At 41.6% G+C, this 15,687-nt stretch carries 14 protein-coding genes; 11 read left to right on the top strand and 3 right to left on the bottom strand.

The window, feature by feature from the left end; genetic code table 11:
- The 11 genes from AN393_RS03230 (at position 1) to AN393_RS03280 (ending at position 13,661) form a co-directional block, all read left to right on the top strand.
- Positions 1 to 1,725 carry a sodium:solute symporter family protein gene (locus AN393_RS03230; RefSeq protein WP_055017301.1) on the top strand — a complete coding sequence of 575 codons (1,725 nt, stop codon included), beginning with the start codon at positions 1 to 3 and terminating at the stop codon, positions 1,723 to 1,725.
- Positions 1,726 to 1,839: 114 nt separating this feature from the next.
- On the top strand, positions 1,840 to 3,678 hold the full coding sequence (locus AN393_RS03235; RefSeq protein ID WP_055017302.1) for a DUF294 nucleotidyltransferase-like domain-containing protein: 1,839 nt from the start codon (positions 1,840 to 1,842) through the stop codon (positions 3,676 to 3,678).
- A 15-nt stretch (positions 3,679 to 3,693) separates the two neighbouring features.
- A complete protein-coding gene (locus tag AN393_RS03240) occupies positions 3,694 to 4,317 on the top strand; it encodes a 3'-5' exonuclease (protein WP_055017303.1) in 624 nt (207 codons plus the stop codon).
- A 138-nt stretch (positions 4,318 to 4,455) separates the two neighbouring features.
- Complete coding sequence (locus tag AN393_RS03245; protein ID WP_055017304.1) at positions 4,456 to 5,184, top strand: SIMPL domain-containing protein; 729 nt, start codon at positions 4,456 to 4,458, stop codon at positions 5,182 to 5,184.
- A gap of 78 nt (positions 5,185 to 5,262) precedes the next feature.
- On the top strand, positions 5,263 to 5,922 hold the full coding sequence (locus AN393_RS03250) for a peroxiredoxin-like family protein (protein WP_055017305.1): 660 nt from the start codon (positions 5,263 to 5,265) through the stop codon (positions 5,920 to 5,922).
- 181 nt (positions 5,923 to 6,103) lie between these two features.
- The gene (gene epd, locus AN393_RS03255; protein ID WP_055015099.1) at positions 6,104 to 7,114 is read left to right on the top strand and encodes an erythrose-4-phosphate dehydrogenase; all 1,011 of its coding nucleotides are present in this window, start codon (positions 6,104 to 6,106) and stop codon (positions 7,112 to 7,114) included.
- A 63-nt stretch (positions 7,115 to 7,177) separates the two neighbouring features.
- Positions 7,178 to 8,353 (top strand): phosphoglycerate kinase, encoded by a 1,176-nt coding sequence (locus tag AN393_RS03260; protein ID WP_055017306.1) that lies wholly within the window; start codon positions 7,178 to 7,180, stop codon positions 8,351 to 8,353.
- A gap of 208 nt (positions 8,354 to 8,561) precedes the next feature.
- On the top strand, positions 8,562 to 9,626 hold the full coding sequence (gene fba, locus AN393_RS03265; RefSeq protein WP_055015101.1) for a class II fructose-bisphosphate aldolase: 1,065 nt from the start codon (positions 8,562 to 8,564) through the stop codon (positions 9,624 to 9,626).
- 898 nt (positions 9,627 to 10,524) lie between these two features.
- Positions 10,525 to 11,214 carry a phosphate regulon transcriptional regulator PhoB gene (gene phoB / locus AN393_RS03270; protein ID WP_004586083.1) on the top strand — a complete coding sequence of 230 codons (690 nt, stop codon included), beginning with the start codon at positions 10,525 to 10,527 and terminating at the stop codon, positions 11,212 to 11,214.
- 58 nt (positions 11,215 to 11,272) lie between these two features.
- Positions 11,273 to 12,580 carry a phosphate regulon sensor histidine kinase PhoR gene (phoR, locus tag AN393_RS03275; RefSeq protein ID WP_055017307.1) on the top strand — a complete coding sequence of 436 codons (1,308 nt, stop codon included), beginning with the start codon at positions 11,273 to 11,275 and terminating at the stop codon, positions 12,578 to 12,580.
- A 115-nt stretch (positions 12,581 to 12,695) separates the two neighbouring features.
- On the top strand, positions 12,696 to 13,661 hold the full coding sequence (locus AN393_RS03280; RefSeq protein WP_055015103.1) for a PstS family phosphate ABC transporter substrate-binding protein: 966 nt from the start codon (positions 12,696 to 12,698) through the stop codon (positions 13,659 to 13,661).
- Between the two features lie 91 nt (positions 13,662 to 13,752).
- Here AN393_RS03280 and AN393_RS03285 read toward each other — a convergent pair whose 3' ends face one another.
- From AN393_RS03285 to panB, 3 genes are read right to left on the bottom strand one after another with little or no spacing between them, the layout of a single operon-like run.
- A complete protein-coding gene (locus AN393_RS03285; protein ID WP_055015104.1) occupies positions 13,753 to 13,989 on the bottom strand; it encodes a hypothetical protein in 237 nt (78 codons plus the stop codon).
- A 30-nt stretch (positions 13,990 to 14,019) separates the two neighbouring features.
- Positions 14,020 to 14,868 carry a pantoate--beta-alanine ligase gene (gene panC / locus AN393_RS03290; RefSeq protein WP_055017308.1) on the bottom strand — a complete coding sequence of 283 codons (849 nt, stop codon included), beginning with the start codon at positions 14,866 to 14,868 and terminating at the stop codon, positions 14,020 to 14,022.
- Positions 14,868 to 15,662, bottom strand: a complete 795-nt coding sequence (panB, locus tag AN393_RS03295) for a 3-methyl-2-oxobutanoate hydroxymethyltransferase (RefSeq protein WP_055015106.1) — start codon at positions 15,660 to 15,662, stop codon at positions 14,868 to 14,870. Before panB ends, panC begins: the two co-directional genes overlap by 1 nt.
- Between the last annotated feature and the right edge of the window lie 25 nt (positions 15,663 to 15,687).

Genomic DNA, 15,687 nt, shown 5'->3' on the forward strand with positions numbered 1-15,687 from the left:
ATGGATGTTCAAACACTCACATTTATAATTGTTGGTTTAAGTTTTGCGCTTTATATCGGCATTGCAATTTGGGCGCGTGCAGGCTCTACAAATGAGTTTTACGTGGCAGGGGGCGGCGTACCTCCGCTGGCTAATGGTATGGCAACCGCAGCCGATTGGATGAGCGCAGCGTCGTTTATTTCAATGGCGGGTATTATTTCGTTTGCAGGTTACGATGGCGGTGTTTACTTAATGGGGTGGACTGGCGGCTATGTATTACTCGCTATGTGTTTAGCGCCTTACTTACGTAAATTTGGCAAATTCACTGTACCTGACTTTATAGGCGACCGTTACTACTCACAAACAGCACGTGTTGTTGCTATTTTGTGTGCGATCTTTATTTGTTTTACTTACATTGCTGGGCAAATGCGTGGTGTAGGCGTGGTATTTTCGCGCTTTTTAGAAGTAGAAATTGAAACTGGTGTTTATATTGGAATGGTGATTGTATTCTTTTATGCGGTACTTGGCGGCATGAAAGGCATTACCTACACGCAAGTGGCGCAGTACTGTGTGCTTGTATTTGCCTACCTTGTGCCTGCTATTTTTATTTCAATGATGATGACAGGCCACTTCTTCCCACAAACCGGTTTTGGTGCCACATTAAGTGATGGCTCAGGCATGTATGTACTTGATAAGCTAGACGGTTTAAGCGCAGAGCTGGGCTTTGCACAATACACCGAAGGCTCTAAAAGCATGATTGACGTATTCGCTATTACTGGTGCTTTAATGGTTGGTACTGCCGGTTTACCGCATGTAATTGTACGTTTTTTCACTGTACCTCGCGTTAAAGATACCCGTATTTCTGCAGCCTGGACACTGGTATTTATTGCCATTGTTTATACTACGGCACCTGCAGTTGCTTCGTTTGCACGCGTAAACATGATTGACACCATTAACGGTAAAGATGGTAGCGGCACAGAGTACGCTCAAGCGCCTGCGTGGATCAAAAACTGGGAACGCACAGGCTTAATTACCTTTAATGATAAAAACGGCGACGGCAAAATGTTTTACACCGCCGGTAAAGTAGAAGATCCGACTAGCGCAAACGAAGTAAAAGTAGACCGCGATATTATGGTACTGGCTAACCCTGAAATTGCTGATTTACCAGCATGGGTAATTGCACTCGTTGCGGCCGGTGGTATTGCTGCTGCGCTTTCAACCACAGCAGGTTTATTACTGGTTATTTCGACCTCGGTGTCGCACGACTTACTTAAGCGGACTTTTAAACCCAACATAAGTGATAAACAAGAGCTATTGGCTGCTCGACTAGCCGCGATGATTGCTATTGTAATATCAGCTTACTTTGGAATTAACCCGCCTGGGTTTGTGGCATCGGTAGTGGCATTTGCCTTTGGTTTAGCGGCAGCGAGTTTCTTCCCTGCAATTATTATGGGGATATTCTCTAAAACAATGAACAAAGAAGGCGCCATTGCCGGCATGATAACCGGTATAGGCTTTACCGCTGCGTATATTATCTTCTTTAAATTTGTAAGTCCTGAGCTCAATAGCCCAGAAAATTGGTTCTTAGGTATTTCACCCGAAGGAATCGGTTTAGTGGGGATGGTCATCAACTTTTTGGTTGCCGCAATAGTGCTTAAATTAACAAAATCGACTCCGCTTGAAATACAGCAAATGGTGGAGGGTATTCGTAATCCAAAAGGGTCAGGTGAAGCACACGCACATTAATGTGTTAAGCCTACTTAAAAATAAAGCACCAAAAGCCCGACTTTAGTCGGGCTTTTTATTTGTTTAAATAATGAGTACATTAGGTTTCGTGTATACTTTTTAATGAGTACAACAATGAGTGTAGAGCAGCAGGAAGTTGCCCAGTTTGTGTGTATGCAGGCGCCGTTTAGCATGCTGCACGACAGTGCGTGTGAGTATTTTGTAGGGCATATTGATAGTGTGTATTTAACCCGAGAAAACCAAGCGCAATGGCTGCAAACGCAAAGTCCAAAGCTATTTTTAATTCGCTCAGGCTTATACGACCTTGTCGATGCAAAAGGCGATGTAGTAAAACGTTTAGCCCAAGGTGATTATTTTGGTTACCCCTCTTTGTTAACAGGAGAAGCAATTCAAAATAGGTTGCAGGTACAAAAAGAAGGTATAGTATATATGCTCTCCCAGGAGCACTTTGACTTTTTACGCCGCCAATATAAACCGTTTGAGCAATACTTTGTGCGAGCACACGCTAACCGTTTGCTTTCATCGCATTATAAAAGTAAAAACGATAGTTGGTCTGAGCGAAGAATATCTGAGCTAATGACCCGCACTGCAATTACCCTCGCGCCCGATGCAAGCATAAGGCAAACCGCTAAAAAAATGAAAAAACACGGTGTATCGTCAATTATGATCACCGAACACGCCATTTTGGTAGGCGTAGTCACCGACCGCGATTTACGCAACCGCGTACTGGCCGACGAAGTAGACCCGCAAGATGCAGTGAGCACAATAATGAGTGCTAAGCCTAAATTTATATTTGAAAACAATCGCGTGTTTTCTGCGTTGCATTTAATGCTTAAATATAATATTCATCATTTACCCGTGCTCGACGAAAATCATAAACCATTGGGCATGCTTACTAGTACCGATTTACTGCGCCAGCAAAAAAGTGACCCAGTGCAGCTTATTGGCCGCATTTATAAAGCGCATAGCATTACGGACTTAAAACGTTATGCGGGCGAAATTCCTGAGTTACTGCGCAGCTTTTCATACAACATAGAAGACATATCGTTAATTGGTAAATTACTCAGCGGCTTAACCGATGCGTTAACCTCGCGCCTTATTCACTTATTTCAAGAAGAAAACGGTGCTGCCCCCACCAGTTTTTGTTTTATTTGCTTTGGCTCACAAGCAAGGGAAGAGCAAACCCTACACTCAGATCAAGACAACGGCTTACTACTGCCCGATGACTTAAGCGACGAGCATCAAGCTTACTTTAAACACATGGGGGAGTTTGTTTGTGAACAGCTAGTAGAGTGCGGAATTAGACGTTGCCCAGGTAATATAATGGCCAGCAGTGATGAGTGCAGAATGAGTGTAAGTCAGTGGTGTGAGCGCTTTTTTAAATGGATAAAAAGCCCAACCCCAAGTGCCATGCTTAACTGTAAAATATTTTTTGATTTGCGCTTTATTGAAGGCTCAAACGCTTTGTATAGTGGTTTTTGCGAGCAGCTAAATAGAATATCGCGCGATGAGTTATTTTATGCTGCTATGGCAACCGATATAAGAGCCAGCTCAGTGCCTATAGGTTTATTTAATAAGCTTAAAACGCAAAAAAGCGACAACAACCATAAGTACATAGATTTAAAAAAACGTGGCGTGGTTATTATTAACGACATAGTGCGTTTATATGCGTTAAAAGCCGGTATAAAACGGGCTAACACACAAGAGCGCCTAGATGCTCTACTTAAACATAAACTATTAAATAAAGACGACATATATAACTTAAAAGATTGCTGGCGATTTTTAACTCAGCTACGCTTTAGCACGCAAATAAACGAAGAGGGTTTACCAAGTAACTGCATAAACCCTGATAAACTTACCTCACTTGAACGCCACCAATTAAAAGAAGCCTTTTACTTAGTAAAACAAGCCCAGCAAGCCGCCGCATTTAAATTTGCCCGTGGCAGTTTGTAACAGGAGGTAAGCGCTGTGGTAAAAAAATGGCTCAGTAAGTATATAAAAAGGCGAAATTTATTAAGTCAAAACGCGTTAACGCAACGCTATTTAGTGATTGATTTAGAGCTTACTGGGCTTTATGTAAACCAGCATGAAATTGTATCGGTGGCTTGGGTTAAAATAGACAACCAATGTATAAAAATGAGCGAGTCGCAGCATTTAATAAACAAGGATGTAAAAAGCCTAGATCAAAGCCCTATTTTTCACGGCATTATTGACGACACTGTGGCTAAAGGGCAAAGCTTAGAAAGTATATTAATGCAGTTAAGCCGTCATTTTAGTGACCATATTTTGGTGTTTCATAACGCGATACTCGATTGGGGCTTTTTAAAAGCAGCCCTTAAAAACGCTAATATAAGTGCGCAACCAAAGCTAATACTTGACACCCTACACATAGAAAAAAAACGCCTTATTTGTCAAGGAGCAGAAATAAAACAAGATGATTTAACCCTAAGTGCGTGTCGCAAACGTTATGAGTTACCACGCTATCATTGTCATAACGCACTGACAGACGCACAAGCCACCGCCGAATTATTGCTAGCGCAGTGCTACCAAATAAACCGCGGTAAAGAGCTAAAAATTGGTGAGTTAACGTAGGCTGGCTGTAAGCGCGATTTTATGCCACGCGAGGTAAACTCCTGCCTACAATAATGGGTATTTTTACTTTTATTTTACGTGTATTTTTATAGGTACGGTTACATGAGCATTATTTAACTAATTACCTCAAGGAACGACATGAAACTCATTACCACTGTTTTTTTAACCTTATTCCCTGTTATCGCTTTTGCTAATTCGAGCTTACCTGGCAATCGTCATATCTCAGTGCAAGGCACAGCTGAGGTATTAGTTGAGCCTGACATGGCTAAAATACTATTTAAGGTGAATAGTGTTAAAAATGAGCCAAAAGCCGCCAATAACACCCTTGAGAATAAAGTGAAGTTATTAATAGATGGGCTCAATCAATTTGAAATAAGTGCCGATGACCTAGTTGCCTCAAACCTTAAAATTGAAAAAACAGGGATGGATTATATTGAAACAGGGCATCAGGCCTTTAGCGAATACGCAGCGATAAGAACGTTTGAAGTAACGCTAAACAATATTGAGCGTGTGAGCGATTTAATCAATTTTTTATTGAAGCAAGAAGTAAATGCCATTCAAAATATTGCGTTTTTATCTTCAAAGTCTGAGCAATTACAAGCGCAAGTCACACAGCTAGCAATTGAAGATGCAAAAATAAAAGCGGATTTACTTGCCGATTCATTCAATGCAAAAGTAGGTGAAGTACGCACTATTCGCTCAACTAAAAACAACTATGACAGTGGTTTTAGTACAGCCATAACCAAAATGCACAGGGCGCAGCAAGACAATAATTCTTTTCCTCAAATACGTAGTAACGATTTACAGGCAACAATAAGCTTTAAATCATCTATAAATGTGGTGTTTGATTTAGAAGTAGATGATTAAGTTAAAATTTTCATTCCAAATATATCGTCGTACTGTAAGCTAGCTTTATGTTTTGATTAATTGGAAGGTAGCCATACTATGAGCGATGAAAGCAACACACTAAAAGCACAAACAGAGGCTAAAGTAGCAGCAGGGCGAAAGGGTAATCCTGACTTTATGAAAGGCGTTGATGAAACCATTGCGCAGGCAAAAGCGTTTCAAGAGGGGGCAAATGCACTTAATTTAGACCAAAAAGCCCCACGCTTTGAACTGCCTAACCAACACGGTGAGCAAGTTTTATTAGATGAGCTACTTGCAAAAGGGCCTGTGGTTATCACTTTTTATCGTGGTAGTTGGTGCCCTTATTGTAATTTACAGCTAAAGGCGCTTCAATCACGCTTACCTGAAATTCACGCATTAGGTGCACAGCTGGTGGCTATTAGCCCACAAGCGCCTGATGGATCAATGAGCGAAAACGACATACGTAATATGGATTTTGTTGTGCTGAGTGACCAAAATGCGGATGTTGCAGCAAGCTATGGCGTAGCGTGGCAAGTTCCTGAATTTTTACTTGAGCATATGCGTGTAGACCGCGGTCTTGATTTGGAGTCGCTTAATAACGGCAATGGCAGCATTTTACCGATCCCTGCCACGTTTGTTTTAAATAGCGAAGGTAAAGTGACGTGGCGCTATGTCGATGTTGATTACCGCACACGCTCAGAGCCAGAAGATATAATTAATGCTTTAAAAGCACTGTAGTAAGCAATAAAGTAAGCTTGCTTTATACCCAAAAGTAGCCAAGTTAATTAGCTACTTTTGGGTTAATTTAAAGTTTCTAATCGCTCCCTCTTATAAAAATGTTCAAGGTCGATTACAATACAGCCATCTAAAAGGCATTGATGCCTTTGTCTGCACGTAAAGAGAGTGGATTTTATATTTCATGGCAATCAAACTTGCAATAAATGGTTTTGGTCGTATTGGTCGAAATATTGTCCGCGCGTTGTACGAGTCAGGTTTGAGCGACGAGATAAAAATTGTTGCGATTAACGAACTTGCTGACCCTGAAGCTATTGCTCATTTATTAAAATACGACACATCCCACGGTCGTTTTTCTTTTCCTGTAAAACTTGGTGAAGACACCATTAGCGTTGCAGGCGATACCATTGCACTATTTTGTGAAGAAAACCCAGTAGAATTACCTTGGCAAACCCTAGATGTAGATGTTGTGCTGGAATGTACCGGTGTTTATCACTCGCGCGAGCATGCACAATTACACATTACTGCGGGTGCTAAAAAGGTGTTATTTTCGCACCCAGCTGATAACGATGTAGATGCCACCATTGTGTATGGCATTAACGACGATGAGCTCAAGCGCGAGCACACTATTGTATCTAACGGCTCGTGTACTACAAACTGTGTGGTGCCTGTTATTAAAGTGCTAGATGATGCGTTTGGCATTGAGTCGGGTGCTATTACCACTATTCACGCGTCGATGAACGATCAGCAAGTGATTGATGCGTACCATCATGATTTACGCCGTACCCGCGCTGCAAGTCAGTCTATTATTCCGGTAGATACAAAGCTTGCACGCGGAATAGACCGCATTTTACCCAAATTTGAAGGGCGCTTTGAAGCCATTGCGGTTCGCGTGCCGACAATTAACGTAACGGCAATGGATTTAAGTGTTACAGTAAATGCCGATGTAGATTTAAACGCGGTAAATACGGCTCTTAAAGCCCAAGCAAAAGACCGCTTAGAAGGTATTTTAAGTTACACCGAAGAGCCTTTGGTATCGGTTGATTTTAATCACGACCCACATTCTTGTATTATTGATGGCACGCAGACACGTGTTAGTCACAAACGCCTGATAAAGTTACTTGTCTGGTGTGATAATGAATGGGGTTTTGCCAATCGCATGCTAGATACAGCACGTGCGATGATGGCTAAGTAAGCATTTTATAATAATTTAAAAATTTATTTTTCAGGTTCAAGTATCGTTAACTAAGGAGATGTTATGTCGGTCATAAAAATGGCAGATTTAGATTTAAACGGCAAGCGCGTATTAATTCGTGAAGATTTAAATGTACCAGTTAAAGCAGGTAAAGTGACCTCAGATGCGCGTATTCGTGCTGCACTGCCTACTATTAAGCTAGCCCTAGAAAAAGGCGCTAAAGTAATGGTTATGTCGCACCTTGGCCGTCCAACAGAAGGCGAGTACGATGACGAATTTTCACTTGCCCCTGTAGCCGATTACTTAAACGATGCACTTGAGCAAAATGTACGCCTTGAAAAAGACTACCTAAACGGTGTTGAAGTTGCCGATAACGAAGTGGTTGTATTTGAAAACGTACGATTTAATAAAGGCGAGAAGAAAAACGACGAAGCCTTATCTAAACAACTTGCTGCACTGTGTGATGTGTATGTGATGGATGCATTTGGTACCGCTCACCGTGCGCAGGCCTCTACGCATGGCGTTGGCTTATTTGCCGATGTAGCCTGTGCTGGTCCGTTGTTATCAGCAGAACTTGAAGCACTAGGCAAAGCACTAGATAACCCAGCTCGCCCATTAGTTGCTATTGTTGGTGGCTCTAAAGTATCAACTAAATTAACCGTTTTAGAATCGCTTTCTACAATTGTTGATCAGCTTGTAACTGGTGGCGGCATTGCTAATACCTTTATTGCAGCTGCGGGTCACCCGGTTGGTAAATCACTTTATGAAGTTGATTTAATGGATGAAGCAAACCGCTTGTGTGCAGCAGCTAAAGCAAACGATGGCGAAATTCCGGTACCGACTGATGTTGTAGTAGGTAATGAATTTTCAGACTCTGCAGTTGCTACGCTTAAAGATGTAAGCGAAGTAACCAGCGAAGACATGATTTTTGATATTGGCCCAGACACAGCTAACCAGCTAGCTAAAATTATAGCAAACGCCGGCACTGTAGTTTGGAATGGCCCAGTTGGCGTATTTGAGTTTGATCAGTTTGGTAATGGCACACGTGCTATTGCACAAGCCATTGCTAATTCTAATGCGTTTTCGATTGCAGGCGGTGGTGACACTTTAGCGGCAATTGATAAATACGGCATTGCCGATAAAGTATCTTACATTTCTACCGGTGGTGGTGCGTTCTTAGAGTTTTTAGAAGGCAAAAAACTTCCAGCAGTAGAAATGCTAGAGTCGCGCGCTAAATAAATAATTAATTATTTAGCCGCATTAGGTGAGGGGAAACCCTCACCAACGATTAATTATTAAATACCTCTCACCCTTATTTAATAGTTAATTAAGACGAAACTTTGCAGTTTTAGTTGCGATGGTTCGTGACGCAGTGATTGCGTCAAATTAACACATCCGTTCAAACTAGATGGCAGGAGACTGCTGTCGATAAATTGGAGAATACCCAATGGCTTTAATCAGTATGCGACAACTTTTAGATCATGCAGCTGAACACGGTTACGGCGTTCCAGCCTTTAACGTGAATAACCAAGAGCAAATGCGTGCAATAATGGAAGCGGCTGACAAAACAAACAGCCCAGTAATTGTTCAAGGATCAGCAGGCGCACGTGCTTACGCTGGTGCTCCATTTATCCGTCACATGATTTTAGCAGCCGTTGAAGAATGGCCGCATATTCCAGTCGTAATGCATCAAGATCACGGCACCTCACCCGGTGTTTGCCAACGCTCAATTCAACTTGGCTTTTCATCAGTTATGATGGATGGCTCACTAATGACAGACGGAAAAACCCCATCAAGCTATGAATACAATGTAGATGTAACACGCGAAACCGTAGCTATGGCGCATGCCTGTGGTGTATCGGTTGAAGGCGAGTTAGGTGTACTTGGCTCACTTGAAACCGGAGAAGCGGGCGAAGAAGATGGTGTAGGCGCAGAAGGTAAACTAACTACTGACCAAATGCTTACCGATCCAGAAGAAGCTGCTGACTTTGTAAATAAAACCCATGTTGATGCGCTGGCTATTGCGTGTGGTACATCGCATGGCGCTTATAAATTTACGCGCCCGCCAACAGATGACATTTTAGCAATTGATCGTATTAAAGAAATTCACGCACGTATCCCCAACACGCACTTAGTAATGCACGGATCGTCGTCGGTACCACAAGAGTGGTTAGAGATCATAAATCAATACGGTGGCGAAATTCCTGAAACTTACGGTGTGCCAGTTGAGCAAATTGTAGAAGGGATCAAATACGGTGTACGTAAAGTGAATATTGATACTGACTTACGTTTAGCCTCTACCGGTGCTATTCGTCGTCATTTAGCGCTTAACCCTTCTAACTTCGATCCGCGTAAGTACTTAGCTGAAGCAACCAAGGCGATGACGGAGATTTGTGTAGCACGTTACAATTCATTTGGTACTGCTGGGCAAGCGAGTAAAATTAAGCCAATTTCATTGGACGACATGCACCTTAAATACTTAAGCGGCGAGCTAGACCCAAAAATTAGATAACGATCTTTGACTAAGTCATAGTGTAATAAAAACCAGCTGGCGTGATCTAGCTGGTTTTTTTATACCATAAAGCACGGGATCACTGTTATACCCACACAGTAAAATGGGATCACGGTTTTACTAACCACGCAGTTTTTGGATCATTCATTTACTAACTAGTGCATAGATTTACGCTAACTTTGGCGTTCAGTTAATCAGATCGTATTTTATTTATACAATAGATCAGCTAGTTAGTTATTTGACTAAGTATAACCATGATCCCAAATCCGATCAGCTTAGTAAAAACCTGATCCTTTCTAGGCTACTTAGTAAAAAACAGATCTATTTTTAACCACGCAATGATGTGTCTTAGGGCCTGTTTATCTTTCGAGGTTAAATTTGCAGCAGTCTATTTGGTATTTAGGCAAGGAAGAGCCTGTGTAGTGTGGTTATTCCCCATAAATAGGCGCTAACGTCGTATAAATGCCAAACAGGCGCTGCCCGAAGGGTTCTGCCTAGGGAAAATTTACTCTTTGTTACTCGGTTTTTACTTAGCCCACTAGGTTACAAACCTCGCGCCACGATTAAATAGCCCCTAGATTAAACAAATTATAATCCTGAAAGGTCAACAGGCCCTCGTGTAAACTCAGTTTCGTATGTGGTTTTGCTGCTATGTTAGTAAAGTAATGATCCCGCCATTATTATCTACCCAGTAATAAAACGGTCACTTTTTATAAATATGTTTTGATTAACCGTAATTTGCAAAATAGTTTTAAAAATATGATGTTAATGCGACTTTTCTGTCAGTATTTTGTGTTTTTTTTACCAGGTTTTTAATTTACACGTTACACTTTCATAAAAATGTCATACTTAGTCATAATAATGAAAACTAATTCGATAGCGTAAGAGATAATTTGGAATGTCACGTAAAGTACTAGTCGTAGATGATGAAGCTCCTATCAGAGAGATGTTAGTTTTTGTTTTAGAGCAAAATGGATTTCAAGCAATTGAAGCAGAAGATTACGATTCTGCGATTGCAGCTATGGTTGAACCCTACCCAGATATGGTTTTACTCGATTGGATGTTACCCGGTGGTAGCGGTATTCAAATAGCAAAGCAATTTAAGCAAAGTGAATATACACGCCAAATACCAATTATTATGCTTACAGCCCGCGGCGAAGAAGAAGACAAAGTACGCGGACTAGAAGTGGGTGCAGATGACTATGTCACTAAACCTTTTTCTCCTAAAGAGCTGATGGCACGTATTAAAGCGGTTATTCGCCGCGTATCACCTACCTCATTAGAAGAAGCCATTGAAGTACATGGCTTGCGTTTAGACCCAATATCGCATCGCGTTACCTCAGAGGGAAGCGAGCTTGATATGGGGCCGACCGAATTTAGATTATTACACTTTTTTATGACTCATCCAGAGCGTGTTTATAGTCGCGAGCAGCTGCTAGATCATGTGTGGGGAACAAATGTGTACGTAGAAGATCGCACAGTTGATGTGCATATACGCCGCTTACGCAAGGCGATTGCACCGTTGGGGCACGATCGCTTAGTACAAACAGTACGCGGAGCTGGTTATCGTTTTTCTAGTAAATTATAAGGTAGCGCAGCTAGAGCGAGAGTGCGCATAAATTACTACTCAAAGGTAAAGTGAGTGTATGTATCGAGTTATTAATAAACAGGCGTTAATAAAACGTCTGTTTATCTATTTTTTACCCCTATTACTTGTTGGTGTGCTTGTAGGCGCACCATTTTTGCTTTTATTTTTAGGCACATCTTCTCTTTTAGTTTGGCATTATCATCAACTTTATCGCTTAAGTGATTGGCTTTTAAATCAACGTAGCTTTAACCCGCCAGAGGGCGAAGGTGCGTGGGAACAAGTATTTGAAGGCATTTATCATTTACAGCATCGTAATCGTAAAAAGCGCAATGAACTGGCTGATTTAATTCGTCGCTTTCGCGATGGCGCTGAAGCTGTACCCGATGCCGTAGTGGTGCTGCAAAGTGATTTAAGCATTGTGTGGTGTAACCAACTTGCACTTAAGGTATTGGGGCTGCAATGGCCAACCGATCATGGCCAGCGACTTGATAACCTAATACGCGAACCTAAATTTGCCAAGTACATGTTGCGCGGTGAATTTGAAGAGCCACTTGAGCTTGATAACGGGCATATTGTTGATCAAGTGCTTGAGTTTAGGGTAATGCCGTATGCCAACACACAGCTTATGGTGGTCGTACGTGATGTAACACGCCTAAAACAGCTAGAGCAAATGCGTAAAGACTTTGTTGCTAACGTATCGCATGAGCTGCGTACGCCGCTAACGGTCGTTACTGGCTATCTTGAAATGATGGATGGCGATATGATGCCACCGCCTGCAATGTGGAATAAAGCCCAAAATACCATGCTTGAGCAATGTAAGCGTATGGATAGCTTAGTCAATCAGCTTTTATCTCTTTCGCGTATTGAAGGATCGCGTAGACAAGATAACGATAAAGCCATTAATGTACCGCAAATGCTCAATTATATTAAAACCGAAGCGCAATCCATAAACCAAGATAAAGGCCATGAGCTTATTTTTAATATAGATAATCAGCTTGATATTAAAGGCGCAGAAGATGAACTACGCAGTGCGTTTTCTAATTTAGTGTTTAACGCTATACATTACACTAAAGCAGGCGGAAAAATTATTGTCACCTGGCAGCGCAAAGAAGGGTATGCGCACTTTAGTGTGAATGATAATGGTGATGGCATTGCACCAGAGCATATAAATCGTCTAACCGAGCGCTTTTACCGCGTAGATAAAGCAAGGAGCCGCACAACTGGCGGTTCAGGTTTAGGCTTAGCAATTACAAAACATGTGCTAACACGTCATGATAGTCAATTAAATATAACCAGTGAGCTTGGGAAAGGTTCGTGTTTTTCTTTCGCTTTTTCAAAGGATAAGCTTGTTAAGTTGGCAAGCTAAAAACAATAAAGAGTAAAGTCATAAAAGTGTCATTTAAGGGTAATGTAACTGTCATCTACCCGCTTTACAGTAGATGACAGTTAGGAAATGGGACGAATAAATCGGAGAACCCCGCATGAAATTTAAAAACTTAGTTGCCGCAATGGGTGTGGCTGTTACAACATTAGTATCTGCGCAGGCTGTTGCTCTTGACGAGGCAATGCCTGAATATCAAAAAATTAACGGCGTTTCAGGTAACTTTTCATCTGTAGGTTCTGATACTTTAGCCAACATGATGACTTTTTGGGCTGAAGAGTACAAACGTATTTACCCAAATGTAAATATTCAAATTCAAGCGGCAGGTTCGTCTACTGCGCCACCAGCGCTTACAGAAGGCACCTCTAACATGGGCCCAATGAGCCGTAAAATGAAATCAAAAGAAATCGAAGCGTTCGAAAAACGTTACGGTTATAAGCCTACAGAAGTACGCGTAGCAATTGATGCCTTAGCAGTTTTTGTACACAAAGATAACCCAATCGAAGGCTTACGCATTGACCAAGTAGATGCTATTTTTTCATCTACACGTAAATGTGGTGCATCTGAGCAAGTTAACCGCTGGAGCGATGTTGGCCTAACGGGCGACTGGGCTGCAAAAGACATTCAATTATACGGACGTAACTCTGTGTCAGGTACTTACGGTTACTTTAAAAAGAAAGCACTGTGTAAAGGTGACTTCCGTAACAACGTAAATGAGCAACCTGGTTCTGCCTCTGTTGTACAGTCAATCTCATCTTCATTAAACGCGATTGGTTACTCAGGCATTGGTTACAAAACATCAGGTGTACGTACGGTTCCTTTATCTAAAAAAGGCACTAACTACGTAGATGCAACGCTTGATAATGTTGCTAAAGGTAAATACCCACTTTCTCGTTTCTTATACGTTTACGTGAACAAACACCCTAATAAGCCGCTTTCACCAATTGAAGCTGAGTTCTTAAAAATGGTACTTTCTAAAGACGGTCAAAAAATCGTTGAAAAAGATGGTTACGTACCGCTTTCTGCAAAGTTAGTAGAAGCAGAGCTTAAAAAGTTAGGTTTATAATTTAAACCCAACTACAAAAAAACCGCTCAATGAGCGGTTTTTTTGTGTGTAAAATTTTAAAGCGTAAAAAGACTAATTTATTAAAAAGCGATTATAAATCAGTCAGCTTTTGAGCTTGTTCTTTACACTGATTGTAGCTTTCTACACATTTAGCAGAGCACACTTGCTGTTTTAAACCTTTGTCAATTGATTGCTGATCGCAACTATTTTCGCACTGATAGTTTTGTTGTGCGCATTGGTTTAACTCAGGGTTTTTCACTTGATTTTGGCAAGCTGCTAACAATGAAAATGACAGGGCGAGGGCACTCGTTTTAATAAATGTTTGCATGCTTATCCTTAACGTTGAACTGCGCTTTTGTTAAATCTCAACTTGTAAGTTGTCGATTAATCTAACATTGCCTAAAAAGGCGGCAGCTAAAATAACTAATTGTGTATCATCAAGTGTAGCAGCTTTTAATGTATCTCGTTGAGCTATCTCAAAATAATCAGGCTTTAAGCCGGCTTGCTCTAAACTAAGCTGTGCGCTTTGCTCAAGTGCTTTGTAATCGGTATTGCCTGCTTTGATCTGCTCAGCGCAGCTGTTTAGTGTTTTAAATAATGCGGTAGCCGTGGCTTTTTGCTCTGCAGATAAATAGCCATTTCGCGAGCTCATAGCTAAGCCAGACACTTCACGCATGGTCGGTACACCGACAATTTCAACTGGAATAGATAAATCGCGTACCATGGTTTTAATTACTTGCAGCTGCTGAAAGTCTTTTTCGCCAAAGCAGGCATAATCAGGTTGTACTAAATTAAATAACTTAGTGACTACCGTGGCAACGCCTTTAAAGTGTCCTGGGCGCGTGCCGCCGCAATACCCCATAGATACGCCCGGTACATCTACAAAGCTCTGCTCACCAAGCCCATTTGGGTAAATGGTGTCTACGCTTGGGGTAAACACTATATCTGTGCTTAAGTCGGCTAAGCCTTGTTTGTCTTCGTTTAGCGTACGCGGGTAGCTATCTAAATCTTCGTTGGCACCAAATTGCATTGGGTTAACAAAAATGCTCACAACCACCTTGTCGGCCATTGTTTTTGCCTTTTCAACTAACGAAAAATGACCCTGATGTAAATTGCCCATGGTTGGCACTAAAGCCACGCTTAAGCCTGCTTGGCGCCACGCTTTAATTTGACTACGTAATGATTTAATTTCAGTAATTGACTGCATTATTTAAACTCATGTTCGGCGCTTGGAAATGCGCCACTTTTAACGTCTGTACAATATTTTTTAACTGCATCTGGCATGTTGCCGGTTTCGAGTAAAAAGTTTTTAGAAAATTTAGGAATGTATCCTGCCGAAATACCTACTAAGTCGTGCATTACCAGTATTTGGCCATCCGTTACATTACCTGCGCCAATACCGATAGTAGGGATAGTGACGGCATCGGTAATACGTTTAGCAAGCGCACTTGGGATACACTCAAGCACTAATAATTGGGCGCCTGCCGCTTCTAGGGCTTTTGCATCATCAATCATTTTTTGCGCTTTGTCGTCTTCACGGCCTTGAATTTTAAAGCCACCAAATACGTGCACTGATTGCGGCGTTAATCCTAAATGACCACAAACAGGAATACCTTGCTGCGTTAAACTTTTAATACTGTCGTAAAGCCATTCACCGCCTTCAAGTTTTACCATATTAGCGCCTGCACGCATTAACTCTGCTGCATTTTTACAAGTGTCGCTAACGCTTGAATAGCTCATAAAGGGCATATCGGCTATAACAAAAAGCTCACGGCTGCCACCGCGTACGCAACGGGTATGATAGGCTATATCTTGATTGGTTACGCCAAGGGTATCGTCGCCACCTTGCAGCACCATGCCCAAAGAGTCGCCAACTAAAATAACGTCCACACCGTTATCATGAAATAACTTAGCAAAACTAGCATCGTATGCGGTTAATGCGGTGATTTTGTTATTTTCTGCTTTCATTTTATTTAAAGTAGAAACGGTTATTTTAGACATAATATCCTCGCAGGCATAAGCCTTG

The organism is Pseudoalteromonas sp. P1-25, assembly GCF_001401805.1.
Lineage (GTDB): Bacteria > Pseudomonadota > Gammaproteobacteria > Enterobacterales > Alteromonadaceae > Pseudoalteromonas.